Below are 26,077 nucleotides of genomic sequence, written 5' to 3'. Positions count from 1 at the left end.
TGGAAGCGATGACAGGAGGTAAGCCATGACATTCTCCATTGCGATCAACGGTTTCGGCCGGATCGGCCGCAACTATCTGCGCCGTCTTCTCGGGGACGACCTCGCCGACAAGGATCTGCGCGTGCTGGCGGTCAACGACCTGTACGACCCGGCGACTCTCGCGCATCTGCTCGAGTACGACTCCACCTTCGGACGTCTCGGCCTCGGCGTCGCGGCGGACGGCAGTACGCTGACCGTGGGCGAGCAGCGGATCCGTACCTTCTCCTCGCGCACGCCGGAGGCGCTGCCCTGGGCAGACCTGGGTATCGACCTGGTGATCGAGTCGACCGGCAAGATGCGTACCCGGGAGGACGCGGCCCTGCACCTGAAGGCCGGCGCTAGACGAGTGCTCATCTCGGCGCCCGGCAAAGGCGTCGACGCCACCCTGGTGCCAGGCGTCAACGCGGGAACCTACGACCCGCTGCGCCACGAGGTTCTTTCTGCCGCTTCGTGCACCACCAACTGTGTTGCACCGCTGCTCAAGGTCCTCCACGCGGCCTTCGGCATCGAGCGCGGATTCCTGACGACGGTGCACGCTTACACCAACGACCAGAACGTCCTCGACGCGCCGCACAAGGACATGCGCCGGGCCCGCGCCGCCGCCGTCAACATCATCCCGACCAGCACCGGCGCGGCGAAGGCGGTGGGTGCCGTGATTCCCGAGCTGGCCGGGCGGCTCGACGGTGTGGCCCTGCGTGTGCCGGTCGTCGACGGCTCGATCAGCGATCTGTCGCTGATCCTGGATGCGGAGGTCGACGCGGCTGCGATCAACGAAGCCGTCGCGTCCGCCGCCGCGGAGCCGGACCTGCGCGGTGTCATCCGTTACACCGAGGCGCCGATCGTTTCCGCCGACATCGTCGGTGATCCGGCGTCCTGTGTCTTCGACGCGGGCCTGACGCAGGCACACGGCCGGCTGGCCAAGGTCTTCGCCTGGTACGACAACGAGTGGGGTTACACCAATCGGCTGGTTGATCTGACCCTGCAGATGGCCGCCACCGGCCGCTGATCACCTGAGGCCCTGGCCGCGTTCCAGGGCCTCAGCCGGTGGGACCCCGGAGGGAGGGCCCTCGGTCCGGAACGCGCGGCCGTCACCACGGCACGTCAGCTTCCGGTCCTTCGGCCCTTACCGATACTTCTGCGCCGGCGCATCCTTCGGCACGTAGCGGTTCCTTCGACGCCAGAAGGAGAGGAAAATGAAAGGACTCGTGTACGGCGGAGCGGGCCAACGAACCTGGACGGAGATCCCGGACGCGCACATCCGTGACCCGCGTGACGCGGTGATCCGGATCGATGCGGTCACCATCTGCGGGACTGACCTGCACATCCTGGCCGGCGACGTGCCCGAGGTGACACCCGGGCGGGTGCTCGGCCACGAGGCGGTAGGCACTGTGGTCGAGCGGGGACCGGCGGTGACCGGGCTGGCGGTCGGCGACCGCGTTCTCGCCTCCTGCATCTCAGCGTGTGGAAGCTGCCGGTTCTGCCGTGAGGCGACCTACGGGCAGTGCCTGTCCGGCGGCGGCTGGATCCTCGGCCACACCATCAACGGAGTTCAGGCGGAGTACGCCCGCATCCCGTTCGCCGACCTCTCGACCTACCGGCTTCCTCGCCAGGTCAGCAGCGAGAACGCGGTGATGCTGGCCGACATCCTGCCCACCTCCTACGAGGTCGGCGTGCTCAACGGCCGGGTACGTCCCGGCGACACCGTGGTCGTCGTCGGGGCCGGGCCGATCGGGCTCGCGGCGATCATCACCGCCAAGCTGTTCTCACCCGCCCACATCGTCGTGATCGACAAGGCGGAGAGCCGCCTGCAGGCAGCGAAGATCCTGGGGGCCGACGTCACCCTGACCCCGGAGCGGGTCGCGCTCGGCGCGATCCGCGCGCTGACCCAAGGGCTGGGCGCCGACGTCGTCATGGAAGCCGTCGGCAGCCCCGAGACCTTCGAACTGTGCACCACGCTCGTGCGTCCGGGCGGAACTGTCGCGAACATCGGCGTCCACGGCAAGCCCGCGACCCTGCACCTGGAAGACCTCTGGATCCGCAATCTGACCATCACCACCGGACTGGTGGACACCCACTCGACGCCGAGACTGCTCGCCATGCTGGCGGCCGGGCAGATCGACGTCACACAACTGGTCACCCACCGGTTCGCCCTCGAGGAGATCGAGGAGGCGTACGACGTGTTCGCCCGGCCGGGCCAGACCGGCGCGTTGAAGGTACTGCTCACCCGGTGACAGCTCGCCCGCGACTGCGGGTACCGCTGTGGCGACCGTGACCGCGGCCGAGGTCGGCCGTGGTCACGGTGCTCCGAACCCATTTCGATACGGCCCCGGGCGCCGATCCGAGGTCCTCCCGGTACCGCCGGCCGGCACATCAGCCAGCCTCTCGGCCGCCTGCCGATTCGGCCGGCGCCGCGTGGCTCCGCTGAGCGGGACCAACGGCACTGGCCCGGTGCCTCTGATCGCGGTCTGGTGGAGAGACAACGGCCGTACCCGGCCGGTGACTGGAGGGAGCCGTGATGGGCACGTCGTTCGTCCCGCCGTCGCGGGCGGTCCTGACTGACTGCGTGCGGTCGGCCATCACCGCACCGTCGCTGCACAACAGCCAGCCGTGGATGTTCCGCGTCGAGCCGCCCACGGTGTGGGTGTACGCCGATCCTGACCGCCGTCTGCCGGTGGTGGACCCCGACGGCCGGGAACATCTGATCAGCGTCGGGGCCGCGATCGTCACGTTGCGCCTGGCGATCCGGCGCGCCGGTTACGACGTGGAGTACGAGCTTCTGCCGGATCCCGGCAAACCTCTGCTGGCCGCCCGCGTGACCGCGGGCCGCCCGCTGGCTGCCGACCAGGTCACCGAGGCGCTCGCCGCGGCGATTCCGTACCGGCACACCAATCGGTGGCCGTTTGCGCGGGTTGCGGTTCCGGCGGACGTCATCGAAAGGCTGCGAGCCGCGGCCCGTGGCGAGGGCGCCGCATTGACGGTCGCGGACCCGATCGGCCGCGACGCCATTCTCGGCCTGGCCAGGGCCGCCGATCGCTGGCTGCGGGAACGGCCTCACTACGGGGAGGAGATCAGCCGGTGGAGCGGCCGAGGAGTACGTCATCATGGCGTTCCTGTGTGGGCGGCCGGTCCGTGGGATGCCCTCGAGGTGATGCCGGTCCGGGACTTCGCCGGTCTGACGCCGTTGCCCCGGCCACGTGAGCCGTTCGAGCCGCACTCTACGGTGATGATCCTGACCACCGACGGTGACACCGCACGTGACTGGCTGGCAGCGGGGCAGGCCATGCAGCGCGTGCTGCTTACAGCGACCTGGCTGGGCCTGGCCACCACACCGATCAGCCAGCCGGTCGAGGCGCCCGAGATCCGTAAACGGCTCACCCGCCGGCCGGCACAGATGGTGCTGCGAGTCGGCTACGGCAAGACGACCGGACGTACTCCGCGGCGTCCGCTCAACGACGTGCTGCTGCCCGCCGACCTGCCCGCGCCCCGTTGACGACGATGGACGGTGCGCCGCAAAGGGGCGGACCGCCGCGCGCCCCCGCGATCGTGAAGCCGTATGGCCGGCCACCGCGTACCGTCTCCGCGGAAATCCCGAACGCACCTGGGCGATTCGGGACCAACGGCCCTGAGATGCACCCGCGTGCCGCCGGACGGTGGAGGTGAGGCGTGGGCAACGGTGCCCGCGCACGGAGGTGATCTCCATGAACAATCGGTGGTCGACGCTTCGTTCCGGATTGAGTGTCCTGGCCGCTGTGGTCCTCACCGGAATCGGCGTGGCGGTGGCGCGGCCCGCGTCGGCGGCGGACAGCTCCCCGTACCAGGCGCAGGTGTTCACCCGTGGCTACGACACGACGAAGCTGGCGACGCTGACGTTCGACCTGGACTGGCGCACCGGCACTCCGGCCGAGAACGCGGTGAGCAGGACCAACCTGGAAACCGTCCTGCGGGTGTTCGCGGCCAACGGCATCACCGCAGGCTTCGGGGTGACCGGACGGTTCGCCGAGCAGAACCCGGCGGAGACGCGCGACATCGCCGCGCGTGGACACAAGATCTTCAACCACAGCTACAGCCATCCGGACTTCCTGACCCTGACCCGGGCTCAGCGGTGGGCGCAGCTGGACAAGGCCGAGGCGGCGTTCCGGGCCGCGGGCGTCAACTCGGCGGGCTGGTTCCGGACACCGTACCGGTCCGGATACATGAACGCCGGCGTCAACCGTGATCTGGCGCTGCGCGGCTACTACATCAACCTGGACTGGACCTTCGACACCACCGGCTACCGGGCGGCGGACTGGGCCACGGTCAGCAGCCGTATCGACAGGTACACGGTGCCCGGCGCGATCATCGTCATGCACGTGACCACGCCGTCCACGGACCCCGGCAACCTCCAGCTGATCATCGACAAGCTCAAGGGCATGGGGTACGGCTTCACCAGCCCTTACCACGCGGTGACCCGTGCGCCGATCCGGACGGCCTACTTCGGCGCGGGCGGGCCCTCGTCGGTGTTCGGCGCGCCGACGACCGCACCGATGCAGGCCACGACCGCCGGTACCGCGGTGCAGTGGTTCCAGCGCGGGCGGTTCTACCACTCGCCCGCCAGCGGCACCCACTTCGTGACCGGCGCGATTCTGAGCAAGTACCGTTCTCTCGGCACGGTCACCTCGTTCCTGCGTTACCCGACAGCCGACGAACGGCACGGGGCCGCGGGTGGCTACTACAGCACCTTCCAGGGCGGGTCGGTCTACTGGCTGCCGGCGACCGGAGCACACGAGGTGCACGGTGCGATCCGTACGAAATGGTTCACTCTCGGCGCCGAGGCGGGAATCCTCGGATATCCGCAGTCCGACGAGGTTGCGGTCTCGGTCGGCCGGGCCTCCCGGTTCCAGCACGGCAACGTCTACTGGAACAGCAGCAACGGGGCCCACGAGGTGCACGGTGCGATCCTGACCCGCTATCTGGCTCTCGGCGGAACCGGAAGCAGGCTCGGGCCGCCGACCAGCGACGAATACACGGTCGCGGTCGGCCGGCGCAGCAACTTCCGGCACGGTGCGATCATCTGGAACAGCGCGGCCCGGACCACCACCGTCATCTACACGTGAATCCCGTACGCCCGGACCCGGCGCCGGTGCGAGGCCGGCGCCGGGTCAGCGGCGGGAGAGCAGTCATCGGCTGCCCGTGAAGCGGTGTGCTCGAAGCAGGTGCGCCCACCAGGGTCGCGGGGCCTCGGGCTGCGGGCGGGGACGCGGCAGTCCTCTGAGGCTCACCCATCCGCCGGGACCCATGGTGACCTGCCCGATGGCCGGTCGGGGCCGGGCCGCCACGACGGTGGCGGCGACCGCCACCGTGGCGGTGGCCGCGAGGACCGCCCCGGCCAGCCAGGTGACGTCGATGACCGGCCGGTAGTACGTGCCCGAGGGGCCGGTGATCCAGGCACCGATCTCGCGACCGCCGACGGCAACCGGTGTCACGCTGACCGCGTCCGCCTGCCGGACATCGAGTGAGGTGGTCATGACCTGCTCCTACCGGCTGTCCGAGCCGGTCGCCGGGCTCGCGGCGCGTCCCGCCTCCAGCCGGGCGACCGGCACCCGGAACGGCGAGCACGACACGTAGTCGAGGCCGGCGTCGTGGAAGAACCGGACGGACGCGGGGTCGCCGCCGTGCTCACCGCAGACGCCGACGGTCAGGCCGGGCCTGGTGGCGCGGCCGCGTTCCACCGCGATGCGGACCAGCTCGCCCACCCCGGACGTGTCGAGGGTCTCGAACGGTGATGCCGCGAACACACCGAGGTCCAGGTAGCGGCCGAAGAACGCCGACTCCACGTCGTCGCGGGAGAAACCCCAGGTCATCTGGGTGAGATCGTTGGTGCCGAAGGAGAAGAAGTCGGCGGCGTGCGCGATGTCGCCGGCGGTCAGCGCGGCCCGCGGCACCTCGATCATGGTGCCGATCCGGATCGGCGGGGCACCGTCGACGCGGGACAGGACCGCGAGCGCCTCCGATCGTACGATCTCCAGCTCCTGAACCGAGCCGACCAGCGGGACCATGATCTCGGGCCGGGGGTCGCCGCCCGCGGCGACGCGTGCCGCGGCGGCCTCCGCGACCGCCCGCACCTGCATCGCGAACAGGCCTGGCACCACCAGGCCCAGCCGGACGCCGCGCAGTCCCAGCATCGGGTTCTGCTCGTGCATGCGCCGCACCGCAGCCAGCAGCCGCCCGTCGCGTCCCGTATCCGCACCGAGCGCCTCGGCGCGGGCCACGGCAGCGGTCAGCTCCGCCAGCGGCGGCAGGAACTCGTGCAGCGGCGGGTCGATCAGCCGGACCGTGACCGGCATCCCGTCCATCGCGGCGAACAGGGCGGTGAAGTCGTCGCGTTGCAACGGCAGCAGCGCCGCCAGCGCGTCCTCGCGGCCGACGTCGTCCTCGGCCAGGATGAGGCGTTCCACCAGCTCACGGCGCGGGCCGAGGAACATGTGCTCGGTACGGCACAGGCCGATGCCGGTCGCTCCGAACCGGCGGGCCCGGCGCGCGTCGTCGGCGGTGTCGGCGTTGGCGTGCACGCCGAGCCGGGCGAGGTGGTCGGCGTGGGTCATGATCCGCTGGACGGCGGACAGCAGCGGGTCGCCGAGGGCGGACAGTTCGCCCTCGAACCAGCGGACCACGGGAGAGGGCCGCACCGGGACGGCACCGGCGTACACGTGCCCGGTCGTGCCGTCGATCGAGATGACGTCCCCGGCACGCAGCACGTTCGCGCCGACGGTGAGCGTGCCGGCGGCCGCGTCCACGACGATCTCCTCCGCGCCGCAGACGCAGGTCTTACCCATGCCGCGGGCGACCACGGCGGCGTGCGAGGTCTTGCCGCCACGGCTGGTGAGGATGCCCCGCGCGGCGATCATGCCGGGCAGGTCGTCGGGGTTGGTCTCGTGCCGGACCAGCACGACCGGCACGGTCGCTGCGGCTGCCGCCGCCGAGTCGAAGACGATCGCGCCGGACGCGGCACCGGGGGAGGCCGCGATCCCGGTGGTGAGCGGCTCCGGCGCGGCTCCGGCGTCGAAAGCGGGGAACATCAGGTGGGCGAGTTGCTCACCGGTGACCCGGCTGACCGCCTCGTCGAGGGTGATGGTGCCCTCCTCGACGAGCTGCGCGGCGATCACGAACGCGGCGGCCGGGGTGCGCTTGCCGACCCGGGTCTGCAGCATCCACAGTTCACCGTCCTCGATGGTGAACTCGATGTCGCACAGGTCGCGGTAGCGCTGCTCCAGCTTCTCCATGATCGACAGGAGCTTGACGTGCGAGGCCGGGTCGATGCGGGCCAGGTCGGCGAGGCTCATCGTGTTGCGGATCCCGGCGACGACGTCCTCGCCCTGGGCGCACGGCAGGTAGTCGCCGTAGGCGCCACGCCGGCCGGTCGCCGGGTCCCGGGTGAACGCGACGCCGCTGCCGGACCGGGATCCGCGGTTGCCGAACACCATCGCCATCACGTTGACGGCGGTCCCCAGGTTCTGCGGGATGCGCTCCTGCCGGCGGTAGAGGACGGCGCGGTCGGCGTTCCACGAACGGAACACCGCGGTGATCGCCGCGTAGAGCTGCTCGTGCGGCGACTGCGGGAAGTCCCGGCCGGTGTGGGCGGCGAAGACCTTCTTGAAGGAGACGACGAGCTCACGCAATGCGGCGGCGTCCAGGTCCGCGTCGGATTCGACCCCCGCGGCGGTACGGGAGGAGCACAGCTCCGCCTCGAAGAGGTCGCCGGGCACGTCGTACACGGTCCGGCCGAACATCTGGATCAGCCGCCGGTAGGAGTCCCAGGCGAAGCGGTCGTCACCACTGCCCGCGGCCAGACCCGGCACGGTCGAATCGTTGAGGCCGATGTCCAGGATCGTCTCCATCATGCCGGGCATCGAGAACTTGGCGCCGGACCGCACCGACAGCAGCAGCGGGTCGTGCCGGTCGCCGAGCCGTTTGCCCAGACGCGCCTCCACCAGTCGCAGGTGGTCCTCGACCTCGGCCAGGAGCCCCGCCGGCAGGCTGCCGGTGAGCAGATACTCGCGGCACGCGTCGGTGGTGACGGTGAAACCGGGCGGCACCGGCAGACCCATCCGGGTCATCTCGGCGAGGTTGGCGCCCTTGCCGCCGAGCAGGTCCTTGAGCTCCCTGCTGCCGTCGGAGAAGTCGAAAACATAGCGGGACATCGTCGTACCTCGCCCTCGTCACGAGGGCGGGTCGTCCGCCCTCACCTTCCGTGATTCGCCGCCACCGGCCCGCATGGACGGCGCCTTTTCCTAGCCGTGGAACATCAGCCGTGGACCACCGCGACCGGGCAGGCGCTGTGGCGTATCAGGTGCTGGCTGACCGAGCCGAGCAGGCCGAGGAACGCGCCGCGGCCGCGGCTCCCGACCACGAGGACCTGCGCCGCGGTCCCCGCGGCGGTCAGTGCGCCGGCCGGGTCGTCCACCACGGCCTCGGCCTCGATCCGCAGGTCCGGGAAGGACTCCCGCATCTCGGCGACCAGGGCGGCGAACGACTGCCGATCCGCGTCGGGCACCGTGCCGGTCGCCGCCGGCCAGGCGTGGATGACCTGCAGCGGAACCTTGAGTGCCGTGGCCTGCCGTGCGGCGAACGCCAGCACGCCCGGCGCGGCGGCCGAGTCGTCCACGCCGGCGACCACGGGAGCGTGTCCGGGCGGATCGCCACGGACGACGACGACCGGGCAGTGTGCGTGTGCCGCGACCGCGGAGACGACCGACCCGAACAGTCCGGCGACGACGGTGTTCGCCCGTACGCCCAGAACCATCAGGCGCGCGTGCCGCGAGCGTTCGATCAGAGCGGCGGTGGCCTGCGCGCGGACTGTCGTGGCCGTCACGTCGACCAGCGGATGCGTGCTCACCGCCCCGGCCACCGCGCGGTCCATCATGCCGGTGATGACCTCGTCCACGTAGCTCTGCGGCCGCAGCGCGGGCGACGGCATCATGCTTGCCGCGGGTGCGTACACCGGCCACTCGTCGGCGTAGAGCAGCTCGACGGGTGCCTCGGCGCGTTCCGCCTCCTCCAGCGCCCAGGCCGTCGCGGCATGGGAGCCGGGCGAGCCGTCGTACCCCACGATGATCTTCTTCTGCACGGTACGGACCTCCTCCCTTGAGCCGTTCGCCGTGCCGGGAGCACGGCGCCGGGTCCGACCGTTCTCCTTCCATCGCACGCCTGCCGAGGCGCGGCGGGCAGGGCCGGGCGGCCCGTGCGGGCGGGACGCAGGTCCGGATAAGCGGATGCGCCGATCGGCTGCCCGGTCATAGATTGCGAGGGATGGATCTCTCCCGCCTCGGCACGCCGGTCGGCCCGATGACCCGTATCCACGGCGGGTACGCCAACCGGCTGTACCGGCTCGACACCGACCAGGGATCATTCGCGGTCAAGGAGATGAACGGCCTCGATCGCCGATGGCCCTACCGGGCCGGCGACGTGTTCCGGTTCGAGCGGGCCGCCTTCGCCGCCGGAATTCCGATGCCGGAGCCGATCGCGGCCGACCGGCACACGCTCGTGCACCGGTGGGCCGAGGGCGACAGGATCCCGGAATCGCCCGTGTCGCCCGGGTACGCCTTCGAGGTCGGCGAGATTCTGGCGCGCCTGCACGCCATCGACGTCACGTGGGACGACGCCGCGACCGAGGGCCCGGCTGCACGGGACTGGCCCGACCTCGCCGAGCGGGCTGCGGCGACCGGGCAGCCGTGGGCCGACGAGCTCGCCTCCCACGCCGGGACGCTCCTCACGATCGCCCGCTTCGTCGACGAATGCGAGCGGCCGGGCCCCGTCGTGCTGACCCACCGCGACATCCAGCCGTGGAACCTGCTCGCCCGCGACGGCCGTCCGGTGGTGCTCGACTGGGAACTCTCCGGCATGCTCGACCTGTCCGGTGAACTCGGCTCGACGGCGCTGGGCCTCGCGAAGGGACCCGGCTTCGACGACATCGACCCCGGCATCTTCGGTACGGTCCTCGACGGCTACGTCGCGGGCGGGGGAGTGCTGCCGCCGCCGGGTCCGAGCTGGTTCGTGTTCATGATCAGCGGATGGCTGGGACACACCAGGTGGAACGTCCTGCGCTGCCTCGCCGGAGTCGAGACCGGCACGGGGCCTGACCTGGCGCTGTCACACGAGGCCGTCCGCAACGGGCTGCGCGGCCTGCCCGACCTGTTCAGCCGTTTGCCCGATCTGGAGACGTTGCCGGGGTGAGCGCGGTTTCCGGAGGGCCGCACGGGGCATTCCGACGGCATGTTTCCTGCGGAGAATCTGCGTGAGTGGCGCGGCGAGAACGTCGTCGACCCGGACGGCGACAAGATCGGTGAGCTCGAGGCCGTCTACGTCGACACGATCGACGACCAGCCGGCGTTCGCGACGGTCCGGGTCGGATTCATCGGGCGGCACCGGCTGGTCTTCGTCCCGCTCGCCGGAGCGACCGTCAGCCCCAAGGCGGTACGGGTCCGCTACGGCAAGAAGCTGGTCGGTGACGCGCCCAGTATCGGCGTCGACGGGGAACTGGAGGCCGGCGACGAGCCCGCCGTGTTCGCGCACTACGGACTGCCGTACCAGGCCGGCGTCTCCGGAGCCCGCCGGCTGGCCCGCCGCTGACCGGTGGTTCAGCGTTTCGCCCGGAGGGACTCCTGGTAGAGCTCCGCGTAGGTGCGTGAGTCCTTGATCAGGCCGTCGGCGAAGGCGGCGACGTCGGTGCCGATGAGCTGTGTGACGCTCTTGCCCGCGGCGGCGCCCTCGGCGAAGAAGTCGACGATCCCGGCGAGCAGGTTCCCGTCGGCCAGGTCGACCGGACCCACCTTGAACAGGTACTTCTGCATCTCGTTGTAGACGATCCGGTAGTCGGGCGGCAGCGCCTTGACCCGGGCCACGTGGGCCCGCCAGTGCCGCTTGCCCTCGATGATGTCGTGGATCCCCATGGTCAGCCTCCCAGCCGGGCCAGTTTGCGGGCGACGGTGGTGTTCAGCTGTTCGCGCCACCGGTCGCGGTAGGTGTGAGCGCCGTTGCCGCCGGCCAGAGCCGCGCAGAAGCCGGGGATGTCGTCGCCGAGCACCTCCTGCACGCTCTGCCCCTCGGCCGAGGACTCCTCGAGCAACCCCAGCGCTGTGTCGGCGACGGGGGTCAGATTGCGGCCGGAGAAGTCCCCGTACGCGAAGAGGTTGCCCTTGATCTGTTCCCATGCCGCCCGGTAGTCGTCGGGTAGCGCCTGCGCCCGGGTCTCGAACGCCTTCCAGTCCCGGCTGAGGTCGTTGCCGGTCACGGTGTCCCAGAAGCTCATCGCCCGCCCTCCTTGAGTCTGTCGATGCGTGAGGAGACGTACTCCCATTTGGCCCAGAACGTCGCGAGCTCCTTTCGCCCGGCGTCGTTGAGCGCGTAGAACTTGCGCGGCGGTCCCACCTCGGACGGCCGCTTCGTCACCTGGACCAGGCCGTTGCGTTCCAGCCGCACCAGGATGGTGTAGACCGTCCCGTCGATGACGTCGGTGAAGCCGAGATCGTTGAGCCGGCGGGTGATGGCGTAGCCGTAGGTCTCCTCGCCGCCGATGATCTCCAGCACGCAGCCTTCGAGGGTCCCCTTGAGCATCTCTGTCAGGTCCTCCACGGCGGCTCCTCTCCCGGTCGGTATTCGGTGTCACCGAGTACCGGTACAACGTACCACCGAATACCGGTACTCGGTAGTACCGAATACCGGTAGGCTTGTGTGGTGACCGTGAATCCGAGCCGCCGCACCCGGCCCGCGGTCATGGTCATGCTGCTGCTCCTGCTCGCCGCGACCGCGCTGTTCTCCGCGAGCAGCGCCCACCACCACCGCGACACCACCGCCGCGGTCGCGGCCGAGTCGCGGGCGGGTCACCCGCAGGTGCCGGAGCTGGCCGGCGAACACGATCACGAGCACGGCAACGGCTGGTCGCCCCGGCTCAATCAGCGACTGCGCGCCATCATGCTCCCCATGGTCGTGGGCCTGCCGCCGTTGACGGCTCGCGTCGATCCGCCGGGCGCGGCCGACACCGCCCGCGCCGACGTCGTCCTGAGCCGGTTGGGACTGTTGCGGATATAGGAGCGGGTCGCTCCTCAGCCACCTTCGCGATCGGCGGTCGTCCGCCGCCGATGGCGCGTATCCGCGTTCCCCGGCGCATGAGAAAGACGACCCGAAATGCATCCACAACCACCACGGCGTACGACCCACGCCTACGGCACTCCGAAGAACCTGCTCGTGCACGATCGCTGGGGTGGCTTCGGCCGGCCGGTCCTGCTGCTGCACGGCCTGCGCTACGACCGGACCATGTGGTGGCCGGTCGCGGCCGAACTCGGCGACGACTTCACCGCCGTGGCCGTCGACCTGCCCGGCCACGGCCAGTCCGCCGCCCGCGACCGGTCCGGCCTGCGACTGCTCGCCCACGATCTGGCGATGCTCGTGCACCGCCTCGATCTGCGCCGGGCCCCGATCGTGGTCGGCCACGGCGAGTCGGCCCGCTTCGCCGCGTCGTTCGCCGACCGGTACGCCACCCACGCGGTGATCACCGTGGGCGGCGCGTCACCGGATCCGCTGCTCGACGGCGTGCCCGAGGCGTACCGCCAGTTCGCCGTCGCCCGCCCCGACCCGGCGCTGCTGGAGGTCTATCACGGCTGGTGCGGTGAGCCGACCGGCCGGCGGTCACGCAACGTACGTCTCGGTGAAGGGCATTTCCCGCACCTGCGAGACCCTGCCGGGTTCGCCACCCGGCTGAGGGCGGTGCGCTAACGGAGCCGGAACTGCTGGTTGGCCGCACCGCTGCAGCGGTACTGCTGGATGTCGGCGTCATCGTCCTGGCTCGAGCCCCACACGTCGAGGCACTTGCCGCTGTGCCGGGCGATGATCTCCTGGTAGCCGCCGCCGCGTGGGGCCAGCCGCCACCGCTGGTTCGCTCCGCCGTTGCAGCGGTACTGCCGCACGTCCGCCTCGTCGGCCTGGCTCGAGCCCCACACGTCGAGGCACTTGCCGCTGTGGTCGGCGATGATCTCGTAGTAGCCGCCGCCGCGGTTGACCAGGCGCCATCGCTGGTTGTCCCCGCCGTGGCAGCGGTACTGCAGAACGTCGGCCTCGTCCATCCTGCTGGCGCCCCGCACGTCGACACACTTGCCGCTGTGCCGCGCGACGATCTCGTGGTAGACCGCCGCAGCCTGTGCGGGGGCCGCGAGAACCCCGGTTCCCAGCGTGGTCGCGGTGACCAGAGCCCCGATTATCCGATTCCTATTCATATCTGGACTTTAGGGACCCGAACCGGATCGGGTGGACGGCTTCGGTAGATGATCACCAGGCATCAGACAGGCTCGATGCGGACCGTCGTGGTCGGGTGGCCACCCCCGGCGCCTGCACGTGATCGGATCCGGTCGGCGTCCGGAAGGCCGAGCTCGGTGCAGAGGTGCAGCGCCTGCCGGTAGTGGTGGCGGGCGCCGGCCGGGCGTCCGAGCTCGTGATGTGCCCGGCCGAGACCCTCGTGGGCCAGCGCCAGCCGGTAGCGGTCGCCGACGTCGGCGGCGGTGCGGCGTGCCGCCTCGTAGTGGGCGAGCGCCTCCGCGGTCAGGCCGGTGGCCAGGGCGATCCCGCCGAGGCCCGTGTGTGCGCAGGCCTCGCCGTCCCGGTCGCCGATAGCACGGAAGGCGACCAGGGCCTGCCGGTACCGGGCGTCGGCGGCGGCGGGCCGGCCCCAGGCGACCATGAGGAAGCCGAGGCTGTCCAGCACGTTCGCCTCATCGGTACGGCTACGCAGCCGGCGGCTGAGCACCAGGGCGCTCAGCAGGCGCTGCTCGGCGCTGTCGTGGCGGCCCGCCCGCGCCTCGTTCTCACCCAGGCAGTTGAGGGCGAAGACCTCACCCGCCCGGTCACCGGCCCGGCGGTGCAGGTCCAGGGCCTGTTCGAGATGTTCCACCGCGGCCCCGGGACGCCCCTGCCGCAGATGGGTGACACCGATGCCGGTCAGCGCCTGCGCCTCCGCGGCGTCGTCACCGAGGTGCCGGGCGGCCCGCAGCGCGTGCTCGTGAACGGTCAGGGTGTCGGCCAGGTGCCCGCCGATGAGATAGCGGAACAGGACCGCGGCCAGCCGGACGGTGTGCACCGGCCGGTCGGCGCTGGCGGCGGTCACCAGCGTGGGCCGTTCGGTGCTGAGCCAGTCGTGGGCGGTGGCCTCGTCGGTCAGGGGCGGGACCGGCGTCGCCGGGCGCGGGACCTCGGGCCGCCGGTGGGCCTCGTGGGGGTGCAGGCGGTCCATGGCGTCGGCCGCGACCGCGAGGTAGTAGTCGAACAGGCGCGTGAGGGACTGGTGGCGGCGGGCCGGTGGCTCCTCGTCGTCGGCTCGGAGGCTGGCGTACGCGCGGACCAGATCGTGCAGCGTGAACCGGCCGTGGGTCGTCTGCTGGAGCAGGTGGTGTGCGCTCAGGTCGTGCAACCCCGCCTCGGCGGCGTCCAGACCGGTCCCGGCCAGCGCGGCCGCGGCGTACGCGTCGAAGTCCTGCCCCGGGTGCAGCGCCGCCAGCCGCAGCAGCCGCCGCAGATCCGCCGGCAGATGGTGGTACGACACGTCGAGCGCGAGGTGGACACCGGCGTCGAGCCGCCGGTCATGATGGCGTCGGTCGAGCCGGTCGGCGTGGTCGGTGAGAGTCCAGTCCGGCCGGTCGCGCAGGTGTGCCGCGACCAGGCCCAGCGCCAGCGGCAGGTGGCCGCAGCGCCGGGCGATGCGGGCCGCCGCCTGCGGATCGTCCCCGGCCGCGATGCCGGGCGCGGCCGCGGTCAGCAGCGCCACGGCATCGGTGGTGGCGAACGGCGCGAGCCTCAGCCGGTCGCCGTCGGGCGGCCCGCCGAGGTCGCGGCGGCTGGTGATCAGGACCGGACAGTCCGCCGACGCGGGCAGCAGGGGCCGGATCTGCTCGGCATCCGCGGCGTTGTCCAGCACGATCAGCGTCCGCGTCCCGGCCAGCCGTTCACGGTAGGCGGCCGACCGCGCCCGCAGACCGTGGGGGACCATCTGCCCGGACACCCCGAGCAGCCGCAGGAAACCGTCCAGCACGGCGGCCGGGTCGGCCGGCGGCTGTGCCGGGTCCGGGTGGAAGCCGCGCAGGTTGACGAACAGGACCCGGTCGGCGGCCCGCTCCCGCAGAAGCCGGTGCCCGAGGTGGATGGCCAGCCGGGTCTTGCCGATCCCGGCCATCCCGACCACGGCGCAGGGCCCCGCGCCGGGCCGGGTGAGCGAGGTGAGCATGGTGGCCGTCTCGTCTGAGCGGCCGGTGAAGCCGGCCAGGTCGTCGGGGAGCCGGTCCTGGACGCGGACCTGCGCGGCCGCCTCGGCGCGCCCGGTGACCACGCGTAACGCCTGTCGCCACTGGGTGACGTAGCCCTCGTCGGGGTGCAGGGCCCGCACGATGGCCGTGACGAGTTCCGTGTTCGGGCGCCGCCGGTCCGTGCGGAAGCAGTCGGTGACGGTGTTACGCGCGACCCGGTCGCCGGGTGGCCGTCCGGCGCGTTCCCACGCCGCGTTGACGCGGTCGGTTATCGACCCGTTCGACGGGTTACCGGCCCAGACCTTGAGCAGGCGCAGACGCTCGATCAGGTCGTCGAGACCGGTGGCCGTACCCGGGTCGGGAAGTGCCGTGAAGACGCCGGCCGCCGTCCCTGTCTGCGTCAACGGTGACCTCCCGGACCGGATACAAGGCTTCGACGGTACGGAAGCCGCGCGTCCGGAAGTGTCCGCAACCGGATTCGACCGGGTTTCTGTCAGCAGTCCTCGGCCTGGCGGAGGGTCGTCAGCACAGCGAGCCATCCAGATAGGAGAGTCATGAGACTACGACGACTACTGACCGTCACGGCCACCTTCATCGCCCTGGCGATCAGTGGTGCCGTGTTAGCGGCACCCGCTTCCGCCGCACCCGGCGACATCACCATCCGTCACGCCATCTACACCTCCAGCTGCGTCGAGGTGAACAGCGTGAACATCCGCATGTATCGGTGCGGACAGGACCCGCGCCAGCGGTGGCGCCAGGTGGATCTCGGCAACGGCTACTTCATGCTGGCCAACCGGGCCAGCGGCGGGTGCCTGCTGCACGTGTGGGGACACATCACCGCCAGTAACCAGGAGTGCCTGGCCGAGGACTCCCGGCAGTGGTGGCGGTGGGAGGAGCAGCCGTTCGGCGGGTTCCTGCTGGTGAACTTCAGCGGGGCATGTCTGTCGATGCGTAACGACACCTCGGCGAACAAGAACGAGGTCCGGGTCTTCGACTGCGACGGCAACATCAAGCAGCTGTTCCGCCCGATTCCGGACTGAGGCCGCGGCTCCGGCCCGCTGCCACCGACACCGGAGTCAGCGGGCCGGTAGGCGCAGGATCCGGTCGTCACCGTCACGGACGTCGCCCCGGCCGTCGGTGTTCGAGGTGGTCACCCACACGGCGCCGTCGGGGGCGACCTCGACGGTACGCAGCCGGCCGTACACGCCGATGAACTCCGCCACCGGGGTGCCGAGGCGATCGCCCTGCAACGGGATGGTCCACAGCCGTTCACCGCGCAGCGCCGCCACGTATACGGTCCCACCGGTGATCGCCATGCCGGACGGGGATGCCTCCCGCGTCGACCACGTGACCAGCGGGTTCGTGAATCGGCCGCCCTGCGTGTCGCCCTCGCCCTCCACCTCCGGCCAGCCGTAGTTCGCGCCGGGACGGATCAGGTTGACCTCGTCGAGCTCGTTCTGGCCGAACTCGGCGGCGAACAGCCGGCCCTCGGTGTCCCAGGCCAGGCCCTGCACGTTGCGGTGGCCGAGGCTGAGGACGGGCGAGTTCGCGGACGGGTTGCCGGGCGCCGGGTCACCGTCGGGCGTCAGCCGCAGGATCTTGCCGTTGGGACTGGCCGGGTCCTGCGACGTGGCGGTGTCGCCGGCGTCACCGGTGCCGGCGTAGAGCATGCCGTCGGGGCCGAACGCGATCCGGCCGCCGTTGTGGTTACCGGCCTTCTCGATGCCGTCGAACACCACCTCCTGGGCGCCGCCGCCGAGCCGGAACCGGACGATGCGGTTGTCGTTCTCGGCTGTCAGGTAGGCGTACACCAGGTTGTCGTTCGCGAAGCCGGGGGAGACGGCGAGGCCGAGCAGACCGCCCTCGCCGGCCGCGGACACACCGTCGATCGTGCGTACCTCGGCCGGGGTACCGCCGTCCGCGGCCAGGCGCAGAACCCGCCCGGTGTCGCGTTCGGCGACCAGCGCGTCGCCGCCGGGCAGGAACGCCAGCCCCCACGGCACGTCGAGGCCCCGCGCGAGCTCCACGGGCGCGTCCGGCCCGGGAGAGATCGGCCCGGGAGAGATCGGCCCGGGTGCGGCGGCGGCACGGCCGGCGTCATCGCTGCCGCAACCGGCGAGGCCAGCGGCGAGGACGACGGCCAGGACGGGCACGAGGGTTCTGCGCATTCTGCTCCTTTTCAAAGACGATCACGGCCAGGGTGTCACGGCCGGTGGGGGCTCCTGGCCGGTACGGTCCGCGGCCGGCAGCCACAACACGAACGTGCTACCCACTCCGAGCTGCGAGAATGCGGCGACCTGCCCGCCGTGCGACTCGGTGATCTGCCGCACGATGGCCAGGCCGAGGCCGGTACGCCGCTCCCGGCTCGCTGCCGCGCTGGCCGTGCCGCGCCAGAACCGGTCGAAGACGCGCGGCAGATCCTCCGCGGAGATGCCGGGCCCCTGGTCGGCGACGGCAAGCCACAGCCATGATCCGGTACGCCCGGTCGCGATCGTCACCGTCGACGCGGCGGGCGCCAGGCGTACCGCATTGGAGAGAAGGTTTGCCGCGGCCCGCCGCAGCGCGTCGGCGTCCCCGATCAACCGCAGCCCGTCCGGGGTCTCGTAGCGCAGCCGCAGCGGCCGGTCCGGCAGGAACGCCTCCTCGCCCGCCTCGTGGGCGATCGCCGACAGGTCCACGTCGGCGTCGTTCATCGCGTCCGCGTCGCGCCGAGCCGTCGCCAGCAGATCCTCGACCAGGCGCGACATCCGGTTGGTGGCCCGGTCGACGATCGCGACCGCCCGGAGCCGCTCGTCGCCGGAGGCGTCCGGGGTCGTGAGCGTCGCGTCCAGATGCGTCCGGATGATCGCGAGCGGGCTGCGCAGCTCGTGGGAGGCGTCGTCGATGAGCTGCCGCTGGGCCCGGAACGCGTCGTCGAGCCGGTCGAGCATCGAGTCGATGGTGTCGGCGAGGTCCCGCAGCTCGTCGCGGGGCCCGTGCAGGCGGATCCGGCGGGTCAGGTCGGTGGCCTGGATGTCGCGGGCGGTACGGGTGATCGCGCCGACCGGCCGCAGCACCCGCCCGGACAGCACCCACCCGATGCCGAGGCTCGCCAGGAACAGCGCGGGCAGCGCGATCAGCGTGTAGTCGCGCAGCCCGCGCAGCGTGTTGTAGTTGACCGCCGCCTCGATCTGGCTGACCTCGGCGACGGTCATCGTGCCGATGTACTGCTTGTTGTCGTTGTAGACCTTCGCGGTGCGTTCGGTCACCGGCTGCGGGCGGGTCGTCTCCGCGACGGCCAGATACGTGATCGCGAGGGTTACCCCGGCCAGCGCGAACAGCAGTGTCGAGTAGACGACCGTGAGCCGGAACCGGATCGACCGGAAGATCTCGGGCCGCCTCACGCCGGCTCCCGCAGCCGGTACCCGCGCCCGACGACCGTCTCGATCGATCCGCCGCCGAGTTTGCGCCGCAGCGTGCCGACGGTCACCCGCACGGTCTGGGTGAACGGGTCGGCGTTGGCGTCCCACACGTGTTCCAGCAGCTCCTCGCTGGACACCACATGGCCGGGCCGGCGCATCAGGTACTCCAGCACGCCGAACTCCTTCGGCGTCAGCGCCAGCGGCACCCCGCCGGCGGCTGCCGTGTGCCGGGCGGTGTCGAGCGCCAGGCCGCCGACGGTCAGGACAGCGGTGCCGCCGCCGGAGTCGCGGCGCAGCAGTGCCCGGATCCGGGCCAGCAACTCGGCCAGATGGAACGGCTTGACCAGGTAGTCGTCGGCGCCGCCGTCGAGACCGCGCACCCGGTCGTCGAGGGTGCCGCGGGCCGTGAGCATCAGTACCCGCGGTTCCGTGTCGCCCGGGGTCGTGAACTCGCCGTCGCGCAGCGCCCGGCACAGCGTGAACCCGTCGCCGTCGGGCAGGTTGATGTCGAGCAGCAGCAGGTCGTACTCGTTGACCGTGAGCCGGTCGTACGCCTGGGTCGTGTCCCCGGCCACGTCGACGGCGTAACCGTTGCGTGCCAGACCCACCCGCAGCCCTTCGGCCAGGTCTTCTTCGTCCTCCACCACCAGCAGCCGCATCTGTCGACTATCCACGCCCGATGATGCCGGCGGCCACCCGCCCGGCCCGGTCGATCGGCACCGCGAACCCGATGCCGATGCTGCCGCCGCCCTCCAGCGTGGCGATCGCCGTGTTGACGCCGACGACCTCACCACGCGCGTTGACCAGCGGGCCGCCGGAGTTGCCGGGGTTGATCGAGGCGTCGGTCTGCACGGCGGTCTGGCGGGCGCTGCCGCCGAGGCGTACCTCCCGGTCGAGCGCGCTGATGATCCCGGCGGTCACCGTCCCGGACAGCCCGAGCGGCGATCCGACGGCCAGGACCGGCTCGCCGACGCGGGTGGTCGCGGGATCGGCCGCCGTCAGGGGTTGCAGGGCCGCCGAGGACGGCACCCGCAGGACCGCGATGTCGCTGGCCGGGTCGGTGCCGACGACCTCGGCGACCAGGCGGCGGCCGTCGGCGCCGACGACGCTGACCGAGCCGTTGCCGGCCACGACGTGGTTGTTGGTGACGATGTGGCCGCGGTCGTCGAAGACGAAACCCGACCCGGACGCCCCGCCGGAGCCGGTGCGGACCTGCACCGACACGACACCGGGCAGTGCACGCGCGGCGGCGGCGACCAGGCCGGGGGAGCTGCCGATCACCGGTGCCGGCTCGGTGTCGCCGTGTCCGAGCATGTAGCCGCCGGCACCGGCGAGCCCCGTGAGCCCGCTGAGCAGGATGACGGCGACCGGCCATCGTCGTGCGGCGCGGGGGAGAGGGGCCGCCGGGGCCGGGTGGCCGGGAACCGGGGACACGAATTCCGGCCCCCGAGGGGTGCCGAGTCCGATGGTGGTCAATGCGGGTCCCTTCTACGGCAGGCGGGCGAACCAGAGCAGGGAGAACAGGGCGGCGAGTACGGCCAGCACGAGCCCGCCGCCGATGAACCGGGCGGAGACGTCCTGGATCTCGGTCCGGTACCCGACGGAGCTGCCGATGTCGGCGTACGCGGCCCGCAGCTCGTCGGCGCTGGCAGCCTCGAAGTAGTTGCCGCCGGTGGCCTCGGCGACGGCCTGCAGAGTCTGCCCGTCGACCGGTACGGCCTGACCGCCGCCGAGAACCCCGGTGGGTGTCCCGAACGAGATCGAGTCGACCGGTACCGCCGCCTCGACGGCGAGCCGGGCGGCCTCGCCCGGGTCCTGCCCGGAGGTGTTGGCGCCGTCGGACAGCACCACCACCCGGGCCGGCGGGATGTCCTCGCCGGCGGTCGCGTCGAGGCTGCGGATCGAGCCGAGCGACGTGGCGATCGCGTCACCGATCGCGGTGCCGGACAGCCCGGCGGCGCCTTCGGAGAGCCGGTCGATGCCGGTGCCGACGGCGGCCCGGTCGACGGTCGGCGGCACGAACACCGACGCGGAACCCGCGAACCCGACCAGTCCGACGTTGAACTCCTCGGGCAGCCCGGCCACGAACTCGCGGGCCGCGGCCTTCGCAGCCGTGAGCCGGTCCGGGGCGACGTCGGCGGCCAGCATGGACCGGGAGACATCCACCGCGACCAGCACGGTGGCGCGTTCCCGGGGCACCTGGACCTCGGCCTGCGGGCGGGCGAAACCGGCGACCAGCAGGGCCAGCATGGCCAGGAACAGCCCGGCGGGTACGTGCCGGCGCCAGCCGGGCCGCTTCGGTGCCACCCGGTCCAGCAGTTTGAGGTTGGTGAACCGGACGGCGTACCGGCTGCGGCGGCGCTGGGCCAGCACGTACGCGCCGGCGAGGGCGGCGACTGCCGCGAGCAGCCACAACCGCTCCGGCGACAGCCACGTCACGCGGTCACCCCCTTGCGGTGGGCCCGTGCCAGGCGACGCTGGGCGTGCACGTGGCGCACGATGTCGGCCACCCAGTCACGGTCCGTGCTCAGCCGCAGGTGTGCGGCCCCGGCCCGGCGCAGTGCGGCGGTGATGGCCTCCTGCTGGCGGCGCGCCGCGTCCGCGTACCGCTCCCGGAGTTTCCGGCTCGCCGTCGGCACCTCCCGCCGCCGTCCGGTCTCCGGGTCGACCAGCGTCAGCAGTCCCACGTCCGGCAGTTCCCGCTCGCGCGGATCGCCCACCTGCACGGCCAGCACCTGATGCCGTGCCGCCAGCCGGCGCAGTGGCTGCTCCCACCGTGGTGCCTCCGGTCCGAGACCGTCGGAGTCGAGTCCGTCGAGGAAGTCGGAGACCACCACCATGAGCCCGCGGCGCGGCACCCCCCGGGCGAGAGCGTCGACGGCGTCGGCGAGCGCGACATCGGCGGTGGCCGGCGTCGCCCGGGGCGCCTCCAGCAGGGCTTTCAACAAACCCAGGATGTGGGTACGCCCTCCGCGTGCCGGATATTTGCGGACCCCGTCGGGCGCGACCACGTGTGCGCCGAGCCGGTTGCCGGAGCCCGCGGTGAGGAACCCGACCGCGGCGACGGCGGCGACCGCGAGTTCGCGTTTCTCGAACTCGGCCGTGCCGAAGTCCATGCTGGCGCTGGCGTCGACCAGCACCCAGGTGGCCAGTTCCCGGTCGGCGTCGACGGTCCGCACGTGCGGCACGGTGGTCCGGGCGGTGACCGACCAGTCCATCCGCCGGACCTCGTCCTCACCGGCCCGGTACTCGCGGCTGCCGGCCGGCTCGCTGCCGATGCCGGGCAGCAGCCCCAGGTGGTCGCCGTGCAGCAGCCCGTCGAGGCGCCGGGTGATCATCAGTTCCAGACGGCGCAGCCGCCGGTGCGGCGCCAGTTCGTTGATCGACGCACCCTCGTTCACGCCGCCATCGCCTCCTCCTGGGCCGGTGCGATCACCGGCGGTGGCACGTCCTGCAGGACCCGCTGCACGACGCTCTCCGGGGACACGCCGTCGGCGACGGCGTCGAAGCTGAGCACCAGCCGGTGCGCCAGCACGTCCGGCGCGATGTCGATCACGTCGGCGGGCAGTACGTAGTCGCGGCCGCGCAGCAGGGCCAGGGCACGGGCGGCCGCGACCAGCCCGAGCGTGGCCCGCGGGCTCGCGCCGTAGGCGAGCTGACCGGACAGGGCCGGGTCGCGGGTCGCCACGACCAGGCGGACCACGTACTCGGCGAGGGCGTGGTGCACGAACACGTCGCGGGCGCGCTCCTGCAGCGCGATCAGCCGGTCGGGGTCGAGGACCGGTGACGCGTGTGGCCGTACGCCGCCCATCCGATAGAGGATCCCCAGCTCGTCCTGCTCACTCGGGTAGCCGACGACCACCCGCATCAGGAACCGGTCGCGTTGCGCCTCCGGCAACTGGTAGACACCTTCACTCTCGATCGGGTTCTGAGTGGCCAGCACCAGGAACGGCCGCGGCACCGGATGGGTGCGCCCGCCGATCGAGACGTGCCCCTCGGCCATCACCTCCAGCAGCGCCGACTGCACCTTCGCCGGCGCCCGGTTGATCTCGTCGGCCAGCACCAGGTTCGCCATCACCGGCCCCAGTTCCACGTCGAAGCTCTCCCGGCTGGCCCGGTAGATACGGGTGCCGAGGATGTCCGACGGCACCAGGTCCGGCGTGAACTGAATGCGGTGGAACGTGCCGCCCACCGCGATCGCGAGCGTCTCCGCGGCCAGCGTCTTGGCCACACCCGGCACACCCTCCAGCAGGCAGTGCCCGCCGGCCAGCAGCGCGGTCATCAGCCGCTCCACCAGCCGGTCCTGCCCGACGATCACCTTCTTGACCTCGAACAGCGTCTGTTCCAGCAGTTGCGTGTCAGTCATCGAAATCCTCACGGCCGTGCCGGTACGGGCGGGCGCCCGGCCTTCGAGGGGGGAGAATCACCGGGCGCCCGAGGTGACCAGAACACCAGCCGGCACCGAAAGCGAGCCGAAGAGAAGCCCGTCACCACCCAGCGGGCCCGCAGGCGGGCCGGGGTCGGCCGATCGTGTGCCGATCGCCGCCGGGTGGCTGACGATCTTGACCGGACACTCGAACCGATCCGGCCCCATCCGGCCTGAGCAGGCGAAAGAATCCTTGTCTCCCACCGAGAAACAAGGAGACCCACACACATGCGTCGCACCATGCTGGGGACGATCAGCGCCCTGGCCATCGCCGCCGGCACCCTCGTCGCCGCCGCGCCCGCCCAGGCCGCGCCCGCCCTGCGGTTCCACTCCACCCAGTACGACTCGCCCGGCAAGGACACCCGCTCGAACACCTCGCTGAACGCGGAGTGGATCGCGCTGGTCAACACCGGCTCCACGGCGGTGAACCTGTCCGGCTGGAAGATCATCGACAAGTCGAAGACCTACACCATCGGCAACGTCACCATCGCCGGCAAGGGCGGCAAGGTCTACCTGCACACCGGCAAGGGCACCAACTCGAAGACCCACCTGTACTGGGGCTCCGGCAACTACGTCTGGAACAACACCGGCGACACCGCCACCCTGCGGACGAAGGCCGGCAAGACCCACGACACCTGCAAGTGGGGCAACAAGTCCGGGCGTACGCGCATCGCCTGCTGACCCCACGCCGACCGGGACCGCCCGCCCCCGCCGGTGGTCCCGGTCAGCGGCGTACCCGATAGATCAGGTGCAGCACCCGGTCGCCCCGGATCACCACCTCCGGATCCTCCAGCAGGTGCTGCCCGCCGACCGGACCGAAGAAGCGTTTGCCGGAGCCCAGCACGACGGGCGCGACGTCCATGCGTACCTCGTCGACCAGGCCCGCGGCGAGCACCTGGCCACCGACGTCACCGGCGGCGACCTCGACGACGCGGTCACCCGCGAGTTCCTGCGCCCTGGCCACGGCCGCCTCGACGCCCTCGACGAAGTGGAACGGCGCTCCGGGGTCCCAGCCCTCCGGCGCGGGCCGGTGCGTCACGACGACCACGTGGTCGACCCCGCTCGGCGGCTTCCCGTCCCAGCCGTCCGTCAGGTCGAAGACGTGCCGGCCGACGATCGTCACCCCGATCTGGTCCCAGTACGGCCGGGTGTGGTCGTAGGAGACCTGCGACACCTTCACGAAGCCGCTGTCGTCCAGCGGGACGTCACCGCCGGTCAACCAGTCGAACAGCGGTCCGGGCTGGTCGTTCTCGTCGGCGATGAAGCCGTCCACGGACACCGTGCTGTACATGACGACCTTGCCCACGGGGCTCTCCTCTGCTTGGCAACGCCTCAAATTAGCGTGTCGTGGGCTGCCGCTCTTGTAGGAAATCAATCGGCCGGCAGTGGCCAGCCGTCCAGCACGTGACCGGGATGCTCGCGCAGGAACCGGCGCCGCTCCTCGACGTACCGGGTCGGCGTGAGTCCGGTGAACGCCCGGAAGTCGTGGCCGAAGTGGGCCTGGTCGAAGTAGCCCGCGCCACTGGCGAGCTCGCTCCAGTCGATCGGTCCGGCGGGGTCGACCGCGAGCATGGTGGCGGCGAAGCGGTGTGAGCGTGCCAGCCGCTTGGGCGTGACGCCGATGAGCTCCTTGAACCGCTGTGCCAGATGGGTGCTGCTGACACCGGCCGCCGTCACCAGATCGCCGATCGCCACGGCCCCGCCGGTCGCCGTGATGATGCTGCTCGTATGGCGGACCAGCCCCAGGCCGGCGGTCTCGCCCAGCCGCCGCGTCAGCTCCTCCTCGAGCAACGTCAGCATGTCGGCCGGCCGGTCCGCGCCGGCCAGCCGCTCCCGAAGCTCGGCGACGGTGGGCCGGCCCCAGACCTGTTCCAGCGTCACCGGCCGGTCGCACAGCTCGGCCGCGGGCATCGGCAGGAACGCCGCCGGCCCCCACGGTTTGAAGTGCACGCCGACGGACCGGGTCGGGACCGGGTAGCCGAACTCCAGTGCACGGGTGGGCGTCGTGACCACGCAGCCGTCGGCGTACTCGGCCGCCGCGACGTCGGTGCCGCCGCGGATGTGAAACGGCGCGCCGAGGTTGACGATGAGCCACGCCGCCGGACTCGCCGGCAGCATCAGCCGGGCGTACGGCGGTGTGCCCTCCAGGTAGTAGAGGTCGTCGATCAGCCCGTCCAGCGGCGGTCGCGGCACTCGGGACACGTACTCCACGCTCACAGCATCGCCGACATCCCGCCGGCGCCGCACGCCGGGATCGGGACCGCCCTACCCCGCCAGAACCACACCGCCACCGACATCCATGATCCTCTGAACCTTCACCCGGTCAGGCCGCTGCCGCGTCGGTGATCGAAAATGGTGGCGTGGGCAGACGGGTCACCTGCGGATCGGCGACGCCGGCCTCTACTCGGAGATCGACGGCGACGGCGAGCCGGTCCTTCTCCCGCACGGCGGCTTCTGCTCGCTGGAGTCGCTGCGGGCGCAGTCCGACGCCCTTGTGACGAGCCACCGGGTGCACGCCTTCGAACGGGCCGGCCACAGCCGGTCCGCAGACATCGAGGGGGAGTACGGCTACGCCCGCGGCCTCGCCGACACCCTGGCCTGTCTCGACGCCGTCGGCCTGGGGTCCGCGCACGTGGCCGGCTACAGCGACGGTGCGATCATCGGGCTCCCGCTCGCCCTCGAACACCCGCGGCGGGTGCGATCAGTGACCGCCATCAGCGCGAACCTCGACCCGTCGGGCTTCACCGACTCGGTCGGCAGCGTGCCCGTCCTGACCGCGCTTCCCACACCGGAGGAACGAGGCCGGACGTCGAACGCATGCGCGACTACTCGGGTTTGTGTGGGCGTTGAGCAAGCGAACAGCTCTTCATGGTCGGCGACATCCCTGGAGTGCTCTGGACGCCCGCCGAAGGCTCCGGTCCCCGTCCACTGGTCCTGATTGGGCACGGCGG

General features: G+C 71.6%; 28 protein-coding genes. 11 read left to right on the top strand and 17 right to left on the bottom strand.

Translation table 11 applies throughout. The annotated features are described in order from the left end of the window. The first annotated feature begins 25 nt into the window (after window positions 1–25). The 4 genes from gap (at window position 26) to CLV67_RS13995 (ending at window position 5,132) form a co-directional block, all read left to right on the top strand. Window positions 26–1,045 carry a type I glyceraldehyde-3-phosphate dehydrogenase gene (gene gap, locus CLV67_RS14010; RefSeq protein ID WP_106318303.1) on the top strand — a complete coding sequence of 340 codons (1,020 nt, stop codon included), beginning with the start codon at window positions 26–28 and terminating at the stop codon, window positions 1,043–1,045. A 187-nt stretch (window positions 1,046–1,232) separates the two neighbouring features. Continuing rightward, window positions 1,233–2,270 carry a zinc-dependent alcohol dehydrogenase family protein gene (locus CLV67_RS14005; protein ID WP_106318301.1) on the top strand — a complete coding sequence of 346 codons (1,038 nt, stop codon included), beginning with the start codon at window positions 1,233–1,235 and terminating at the stop codon, window positions 2,268–2,270. Between the two features lie 284 nt (window positions 2,271–2,554). After that, on the top strand, window positions 2,555–3,529 hold the full coding sequence (locus tag CLV67_RS14000) for an Acg family FMN-binding oxidoreductase (RefSeq protein ID WP_106318299.1): 975 nt from the start codon (window positions 2,555–2,557) through the stop codon (window positions 3,527–3,529). A gap of 208 nt (window positions 3,530–3,737) precedes the next feature. Next, a complete protein-coding gene (locus CLV67_RS13995) occupies window positions 3,738–5,132 on the top strand; it encodes a polysaccharide deacetylase family protein (protein WP_106318297.1) in 1,395 nt (464 codons plus the stop codon). A gap of 63 nt (window positions 5,133–5,195) precedes the next feature. Here the strand turns inward: CLV67_RS13995 and CLV67_RS13990 are convergent, their stop codons facing one another. The 3 genes from CLV67_RS13990 to CLV67_RS13980 all read right to left on the bottom strand — a co-directional run bounded on the left by CLV67_RS13990 (window position 5,196) and on the right by CLV67_RS13980 (window position 9,142). Beyond that, complete coding sequence (locus tag CLV67_RS13990; RefSeq protein ID WP_106318295.1) at window positions 5,196–5,543, bottom strand: hypothetical protein; 348 nt, start codon at window positions 5,541–5,543, stop codon at window positions 5,196–5,198. Between the two features lie 9 nt (window positions 5,544–5,552). Continuing rightward, a complete protein-coding gene (gene ppdK, locus CLV67_RS13985) occupies window positions 5,553–8,216 on the bottom strand; it encodes a pyruvate, phosphate dikinase (protein WP_106318293.1) in 2,664 nt (887 codons plus the stop codon). A 104-nt stretch (window positions 8,217–8,320) separates the two neighbouring features. Beyond that, window positions 8,321–9,142 (bottom strand): universal stress protein, encoded by an 822-nt coding sequence (locus tag CLV67_RS13980; RefSeq protein WP_239166220.1) that lies wholly within the window; start codon window positions 9,140–9,142, stop codon window positions 8,321–8,323. A gap of 182 nt (window positions 9,143–9,324) precedes the next feature. On the opposite strand from CLV67_RS13980, the gene CLV67_RS13975 reads away from it, so the two are divergent. Together CLV67_RS13975 and CLV67_RS13970 are read left to right on the top strand one after the other, a co-directional pair. Then, window positions 9,325–10,248, top strand: a complete 924-nt coding sequence (locus tag CLV67_RS13975) for a phosphotransferase family protein (RefSeq protein ID WP_106318289.1) — start codon at window positions 9,325–9,327, stop codon at window positions 10,246–10,248. A gap of 39 nt (window positions 10,249–10,287) precedes the next feature. Beyond that, window positions 10,288–10,644 (top strand): PRC-barrel domain-containing protein, encoded by a 357-nt coding sequence (locus tag CLV67_RS13970; RefSeq protein WP_106318287.1) that lies wholly within the window; start codon window positions 10,288–10,290, stop codon window positions 10,642–10,644. An 8-nt stretch (window positions 10,645–10,652) separates the two neighbouring features. On the opposite strand, the gene CLV67_RS13965 is transcribed toward CLV67_RS13970, so the two are convergent. From CLV67_RS13965 to CLV67_RS13955, 3 genes are read right to left on the bottom strand one after another with little or no spacing between them, the layout of a single operon-like run. Next, on the bottom strand, window positions 10,653–10,964 hold the full coding sequence (locus CLV67_RS13965) for a DUF1048 domain-containing protein (protein WP_106318285.1): 312 nt from the start codon (window positions 10,962–10,964) through the stop codon (window positions 10,653–10,655). Window positions 10,965–10,966: 2 nt separating this feature from the next. Continuing rightward, entirely contained in the window at window positions 10,967–11,323 is a 357-nt protein-coding gene (locus CLV67_RS13960) for a DUF1048 domain-containing protein (protein ID WP_106318283.1), read from the bottom strand. Beyond that, window positions 11,320–11,646 (bottom strand): PadR family transcriptional regulator, encoded by a 327-nt coding sequence (locus CLV67_RS13955; protein ID WP_106318281.1) that lies wholly within the window; start codon window positions 11,644–11,646, stop codon window positions 11,320–11,322. Before CLV67_RS13955 ends, CLV67_RS13960 begins: the two co-directional genes overlap by 4 nt. A gap of 102 nt (window positions 11,647–11,748) precedes the next feature. Here CLV67_RS13955 and CLV67_RS13950 point away from each other — a divergent pair, with 102 nt between their 5' ends. Next, a complete protein-coding gene (locus CLV67_RS13950; protein ID WP_146169122.1) occupies window positions 11,749–12,102 on the top strand; it encodes a hypothetical protein in 354 nt (117 codons plus the stop codon). A gap of 96 nt (window positions 12,103–12,198) precedes the next feature. Beyond that, on the top strand, window positions 12,199–12,786 hold the full coding sequence (locus CLV67_RS13945) for an alpha/beta fold hydrolase (RefSeq protein WP_106318276.1): 588 nt from the start codon (window positions 12,199–12,201) through the stop codon (window positions 12,784–12,786). Here the strand turns inward: CLV67_RS13945 and CLV67_RS13940 are convergent. After that, on the bottom strand, window positions 12,783–13,283 hold the full coding sequence (locus tag CLV67_RS13940; RefSeq protein ID WP_106318274.1) for an RICIN domain-containing protein: 501 nt from the start codon (window positions 13,281–13,283) through the stop codon (window positions 12,783–12,785). The genes CLV67_RS13945 and CLV67_RS13940 overlap by 4 nt on opposite strands. Before the next feature lie 62 nt (window positions 13,284–13,345). Next, window positions 13,346–15,703: a tetratricopeptide repeat protein gene (locus CLV67_RS13935; protein ID WP_239166221.1), complete on the bottom strand. Its 2,358-nt coding sequence runs from the start codon at window positions 15,701–15,703 to the stop codon at window positions 13,346–13,348. Between the two features lie 150 nt (window positions 15,704–15,853). On the opposite strand from CLV67_RS13935, the gene CLV67_RS13930 reads away from it, so the two are divergent. Then, the gene (locus CLV67_RS13930) at window positions 15,854–16,339 is read left to right on the top strand and encodes an RICIN domain-containing protein (protein ID WP_106318269.1); all 486 of its coding nucleotides are present in this window, start codon (window positions 15,854–15,856) and stop codon (window positions 16,337–16,339) included. Window positions 16,340–16,375: 36 nt separating this feature from the next. Here the strand turns inward: CLV67_RS13930 and CLV67_RS13925 are convergent, their stop codons facing one another. The 7 genes from CLV67_RS13925 to CLV67_RS13895 are packed head-to-tail and all read right to left on the bottom strand — an operon-like array spanning window position 16,376 to window position 23,066. Beyond that, window positions 16,376–17,467 carry a PQQ-dependent sugar dehydrogenase gene (locus CLV67_RS13925; RefSeq protein WP_106318267.1) on the bottom strand — a complete coding sequence of 364 codons (1,092 nt, stop codon included), beginning with the start codon at window positions 17,465–17,467 and terminating at the stop codon, window positions 16,376–16,378. A gap of 21 nt (window positions 17,468–17,488) precedes the next feature. Continuing rightward, window positions 17,489–18,682, bottom strand: a complete 1,194-nt coding sequence (locus CLV67_RS13920; protein ID WP_106318265.1) for a sensor histidine kinase — start codon at window positions 18,680–18,682, stop codon at window positions 17,489–17,491. After that, the gene (locus tag CLV67_RS13915) at window positions 18,679–19,359 is read right to left on the bottom strand and encodes a response regulator transcription factor (protein WP_106318263.1); all 681 of its coding nucleotides are present in this window, start codon (window positions 19,357–19,359) and stop codon (window positions 18,679–18,681) included. Before CLV67_RS13915 ends, CLV67_RS13920 begins: the two co-directional genes overlap by 4 nt. 7 nt (window positions 19,360–19,366) lie before the next feature. Further along, window positions 19,367–20,176, bottom strand: a complete 810-nt coding sequence (locus CLV67_RS13910; RefSeq protein WP_239166222.1) for a S1C family serine protease — start codon at window positions 20,174–20,176, stop codon at window positions 19,367–19,369. 12 nt (window positions 20,177–20,188) lie between these two features. Further along, window positions 20,189–21,139: a VWA domain-containing protein gene (locus tag CLV67_RS13905; RefSeq protein ID WP_106318261.1), complete on the bottom strand. Its 951-nt coding sequence runs from the start codon at window positions 21,137–21,139 to the stop codon at window positions 20,189–20,191. Beyond that, the gene (locus CLV67_RS13900; protein ID WP_239166223.1) at window positions 21,136–22,101 is read right to left on the bottom strand and encodes a DUF58 domain-containing protein; all 966 of its coding nucleotides are present in this window, start codon (window positions 22,099–22,101) and stop codon (window positions 21,136–21,138) included. Before CLV67_RS13900 ends, CLV67_RS13905 begins: the two co-directional genes overlap by 4 nt. Beyond that, window positions 22,098–23,066 carry an AAA family ATPase gene (locus CLV67_RS13895; RefSeq protein ID WP_106318259.1) on the bottom strand — a complete coding sequence of 323 codons (969 nt, stop codon included), beginning with the start codon at window positions 23,064–23,066 and terminating at the stop codon, window positions 22,098–22,100. Before CLV67_RS13895 ends, CLV67_RS13900 begins: the two co-directional genes overlap by 4 nt. Before the next feature lie 288 nt (window positions 23,067–23,354). On the opposite strand from CLV67_RS13895, the gene CLV67_RS13890 reads away from it, so the two are divergent. Further along, window positions 23,355–23,807 (top strand): lamin tail domain-containing protein, encoded by a 453-nt coding sequence (locus CLV67_RS13890; RefSeq protein ID WP_106318257.1) that lies wholly within the window; start codon window positions 23,355–23,357, stop codon window positions 23,805–23,807. Window positions 23,808–23,850: 43 nt separating this feature from the next. On the opposite strand, the gene CLV67_RS13885 is transcribed toward CLV67_RS13890, so the two are convergent. Then, window positions 23,851–24,432: a dihydrofolate reductase family protein gene (locus tag CLV67_RS13885; protein ID WP_106318255.1), complete on the bottom strand. Its 582-nt coding sequence runs from the start codon at window positions 24,430–24,432 to the stop codon at window positions 23,851–23,853. Window positions 24,433–24,497: 65 nt separating this feature from the next. Continuing rightward, entirely contained in the window at window positions 24,498–25,337 is an 840-nt protein-coding gene (locus tag CLV67_RS13880) for an AraC family transcriptional regulator (protein ID WP_239166224.1), read from the bottom strand. A gap of 166 nt (window positions 25,338–25,503) precedes the next feature. On the opposite strand from CLV67_RS13880, the gene CLV67_RS52675 reads away from it, so the two are divergent. Continuing rightward, a complete protein-coding gene (locus CLV67_RS52675; RefSeq protein ID WP_106318253.1) occupies window positions 25,504–26,064 on the top strand; it encodes an alpha/beta fold hydrolase in 561 nt (186 codons plus the stop codon). The last annotated feature ends 13 nt before the right edge of the window (window positions 26,065–26,077 follow it).

The organism is Actinoplanes italicus, from assembly GCF_003001815.1.
Classification (GTDB): Bacteria; Actinomycetota; Actinomycetes; order Mycobacteriales; family Micromonosporaceae; genus Actinoplanes; species Actinoplanes italicus.
The sequence above is the reverse complement of the archived record's forward strand: the minus strand, read 5'-3'. Positions and strand labels throughout refer to the sequence as shown.

Bases quoted from the DNA above. Each gene is read 5' to 3' on its own strand.
- gap (WP_106318303.1), top strand. From the start codon at position 26: ATGACATTCTCCATTGCGATCAACGGTTTCGGCCGGATCGGCCGCAAC.
- CLV67_RS14005 (WP_106318301.1), top strand. From the start codon at position 1,233: ATGAAAGGACTCGTGTACGGCGGAGCGGGCCAACGAACCTGGACGGAG.
- CLV67_RS14000 (WP_106318299.1), top strand. From the start codon at position 2,555: ATGGGCACGTCGTTCGTCCCGCCGTCGCGGGCGGTCCTGACTGACTGC.
- CLV67_RS13995 (WP_106318297.1), top strand. From the start codon at position 3,738: ATGAACAATCGGTGGTCGACGCTTCGTTCCGGATTGAGTGTCCTGGCC.
- CLV67_RS13990 (WP_106318295.1), bottom strand. From the start codon at position 5,543: ATGACCACCTCACTCGATGTCCGGCAGGCGGACGCGGTCAGCGTGACA.
- ppdK (WP_106318293.1), bottom strand. From the start codon at position 8,216: ATGTCCCGCTATGTTTTCGACTTCTCCGACGGCAGCAGGGAGCTCAAG.
- CLV67_RS13975 (WP_106318289.1), top strand. From the start codon at position 9,325: ATGGATCTCTCCCGCCTCGGCACGCCGGTCGGCCCGATGACCCGTATC.
- CLV67_RS13970 (WP_106318287.1), top strand. From the start codon at position 10,288: ATGTTTCCTGCGGAGAATCTGCGTGAGTGGCGCGGCGAGAACGTCGTC.
- CLV67_RS13965 (WP_106318285.1), bottom strand. From the start codon at position 10,964: ATGGGGATCCACGACATCATCGAGGGCAAGCGGCACTGGCGGGCCCAC.
- CLV67_RS13960 (WP_106318283.1), bottom strand. From the start codon at position 11,323: ATGAGCTTCTGGGACACCGTGACCGGCAACGACCTCAGCCGGGACTGG.
- CLV67_RS13945 (WP_106318276.1), top strand. From the start codon at position 12,199: ATGCATCCACAACCACCACGGCGTACGACCCACGCCTACGGCACTCCG.
- CLV67_RS13940 (WP_106318274.1), bottom strand. From the start codon at position 13,283: ATGAATAGGAATCGGATAATCGGGGCTCTGGTCACCGCGACCACGCTG.
- CLV67_RS13930 (WP_106318269.1), top strand. From the start codon at position 15,854: ATGAGACTACGACGACTACTGACCGTCACGGCCACCTTCATCGCCCTG.
- CLV67_RS13925 (WP_106318267.1), bottom strand. From the start codon at position 17,467: ATGCGCAGAACCCTCGTGCCCGTCCTGGCCGTCGTCCTCGCCGCTGGC.
- CLV67_RS13915 (WP_106318263.1), bottom strand. From the start codon at position 19,359: ATGCGGCTGCTGGTGGTGGAGGACGAAGAAGACCTGGCCGAAGGGCTG.
- CLV67_RS13895 (WP_106318259.1), bottom strand. From the start codon at position 23,066: ATGACTGACACGCAACTGCTGGAACAGACGCTGTTCGAGGTCAAGAAG.
- CLV67_RS13890 (WP_106318257.1), top strand. From the start codon at position 23,355: ATGCGTCGCACCATGCTGGGGACGATCAGCGCCCTGGCCATCGCCGCC.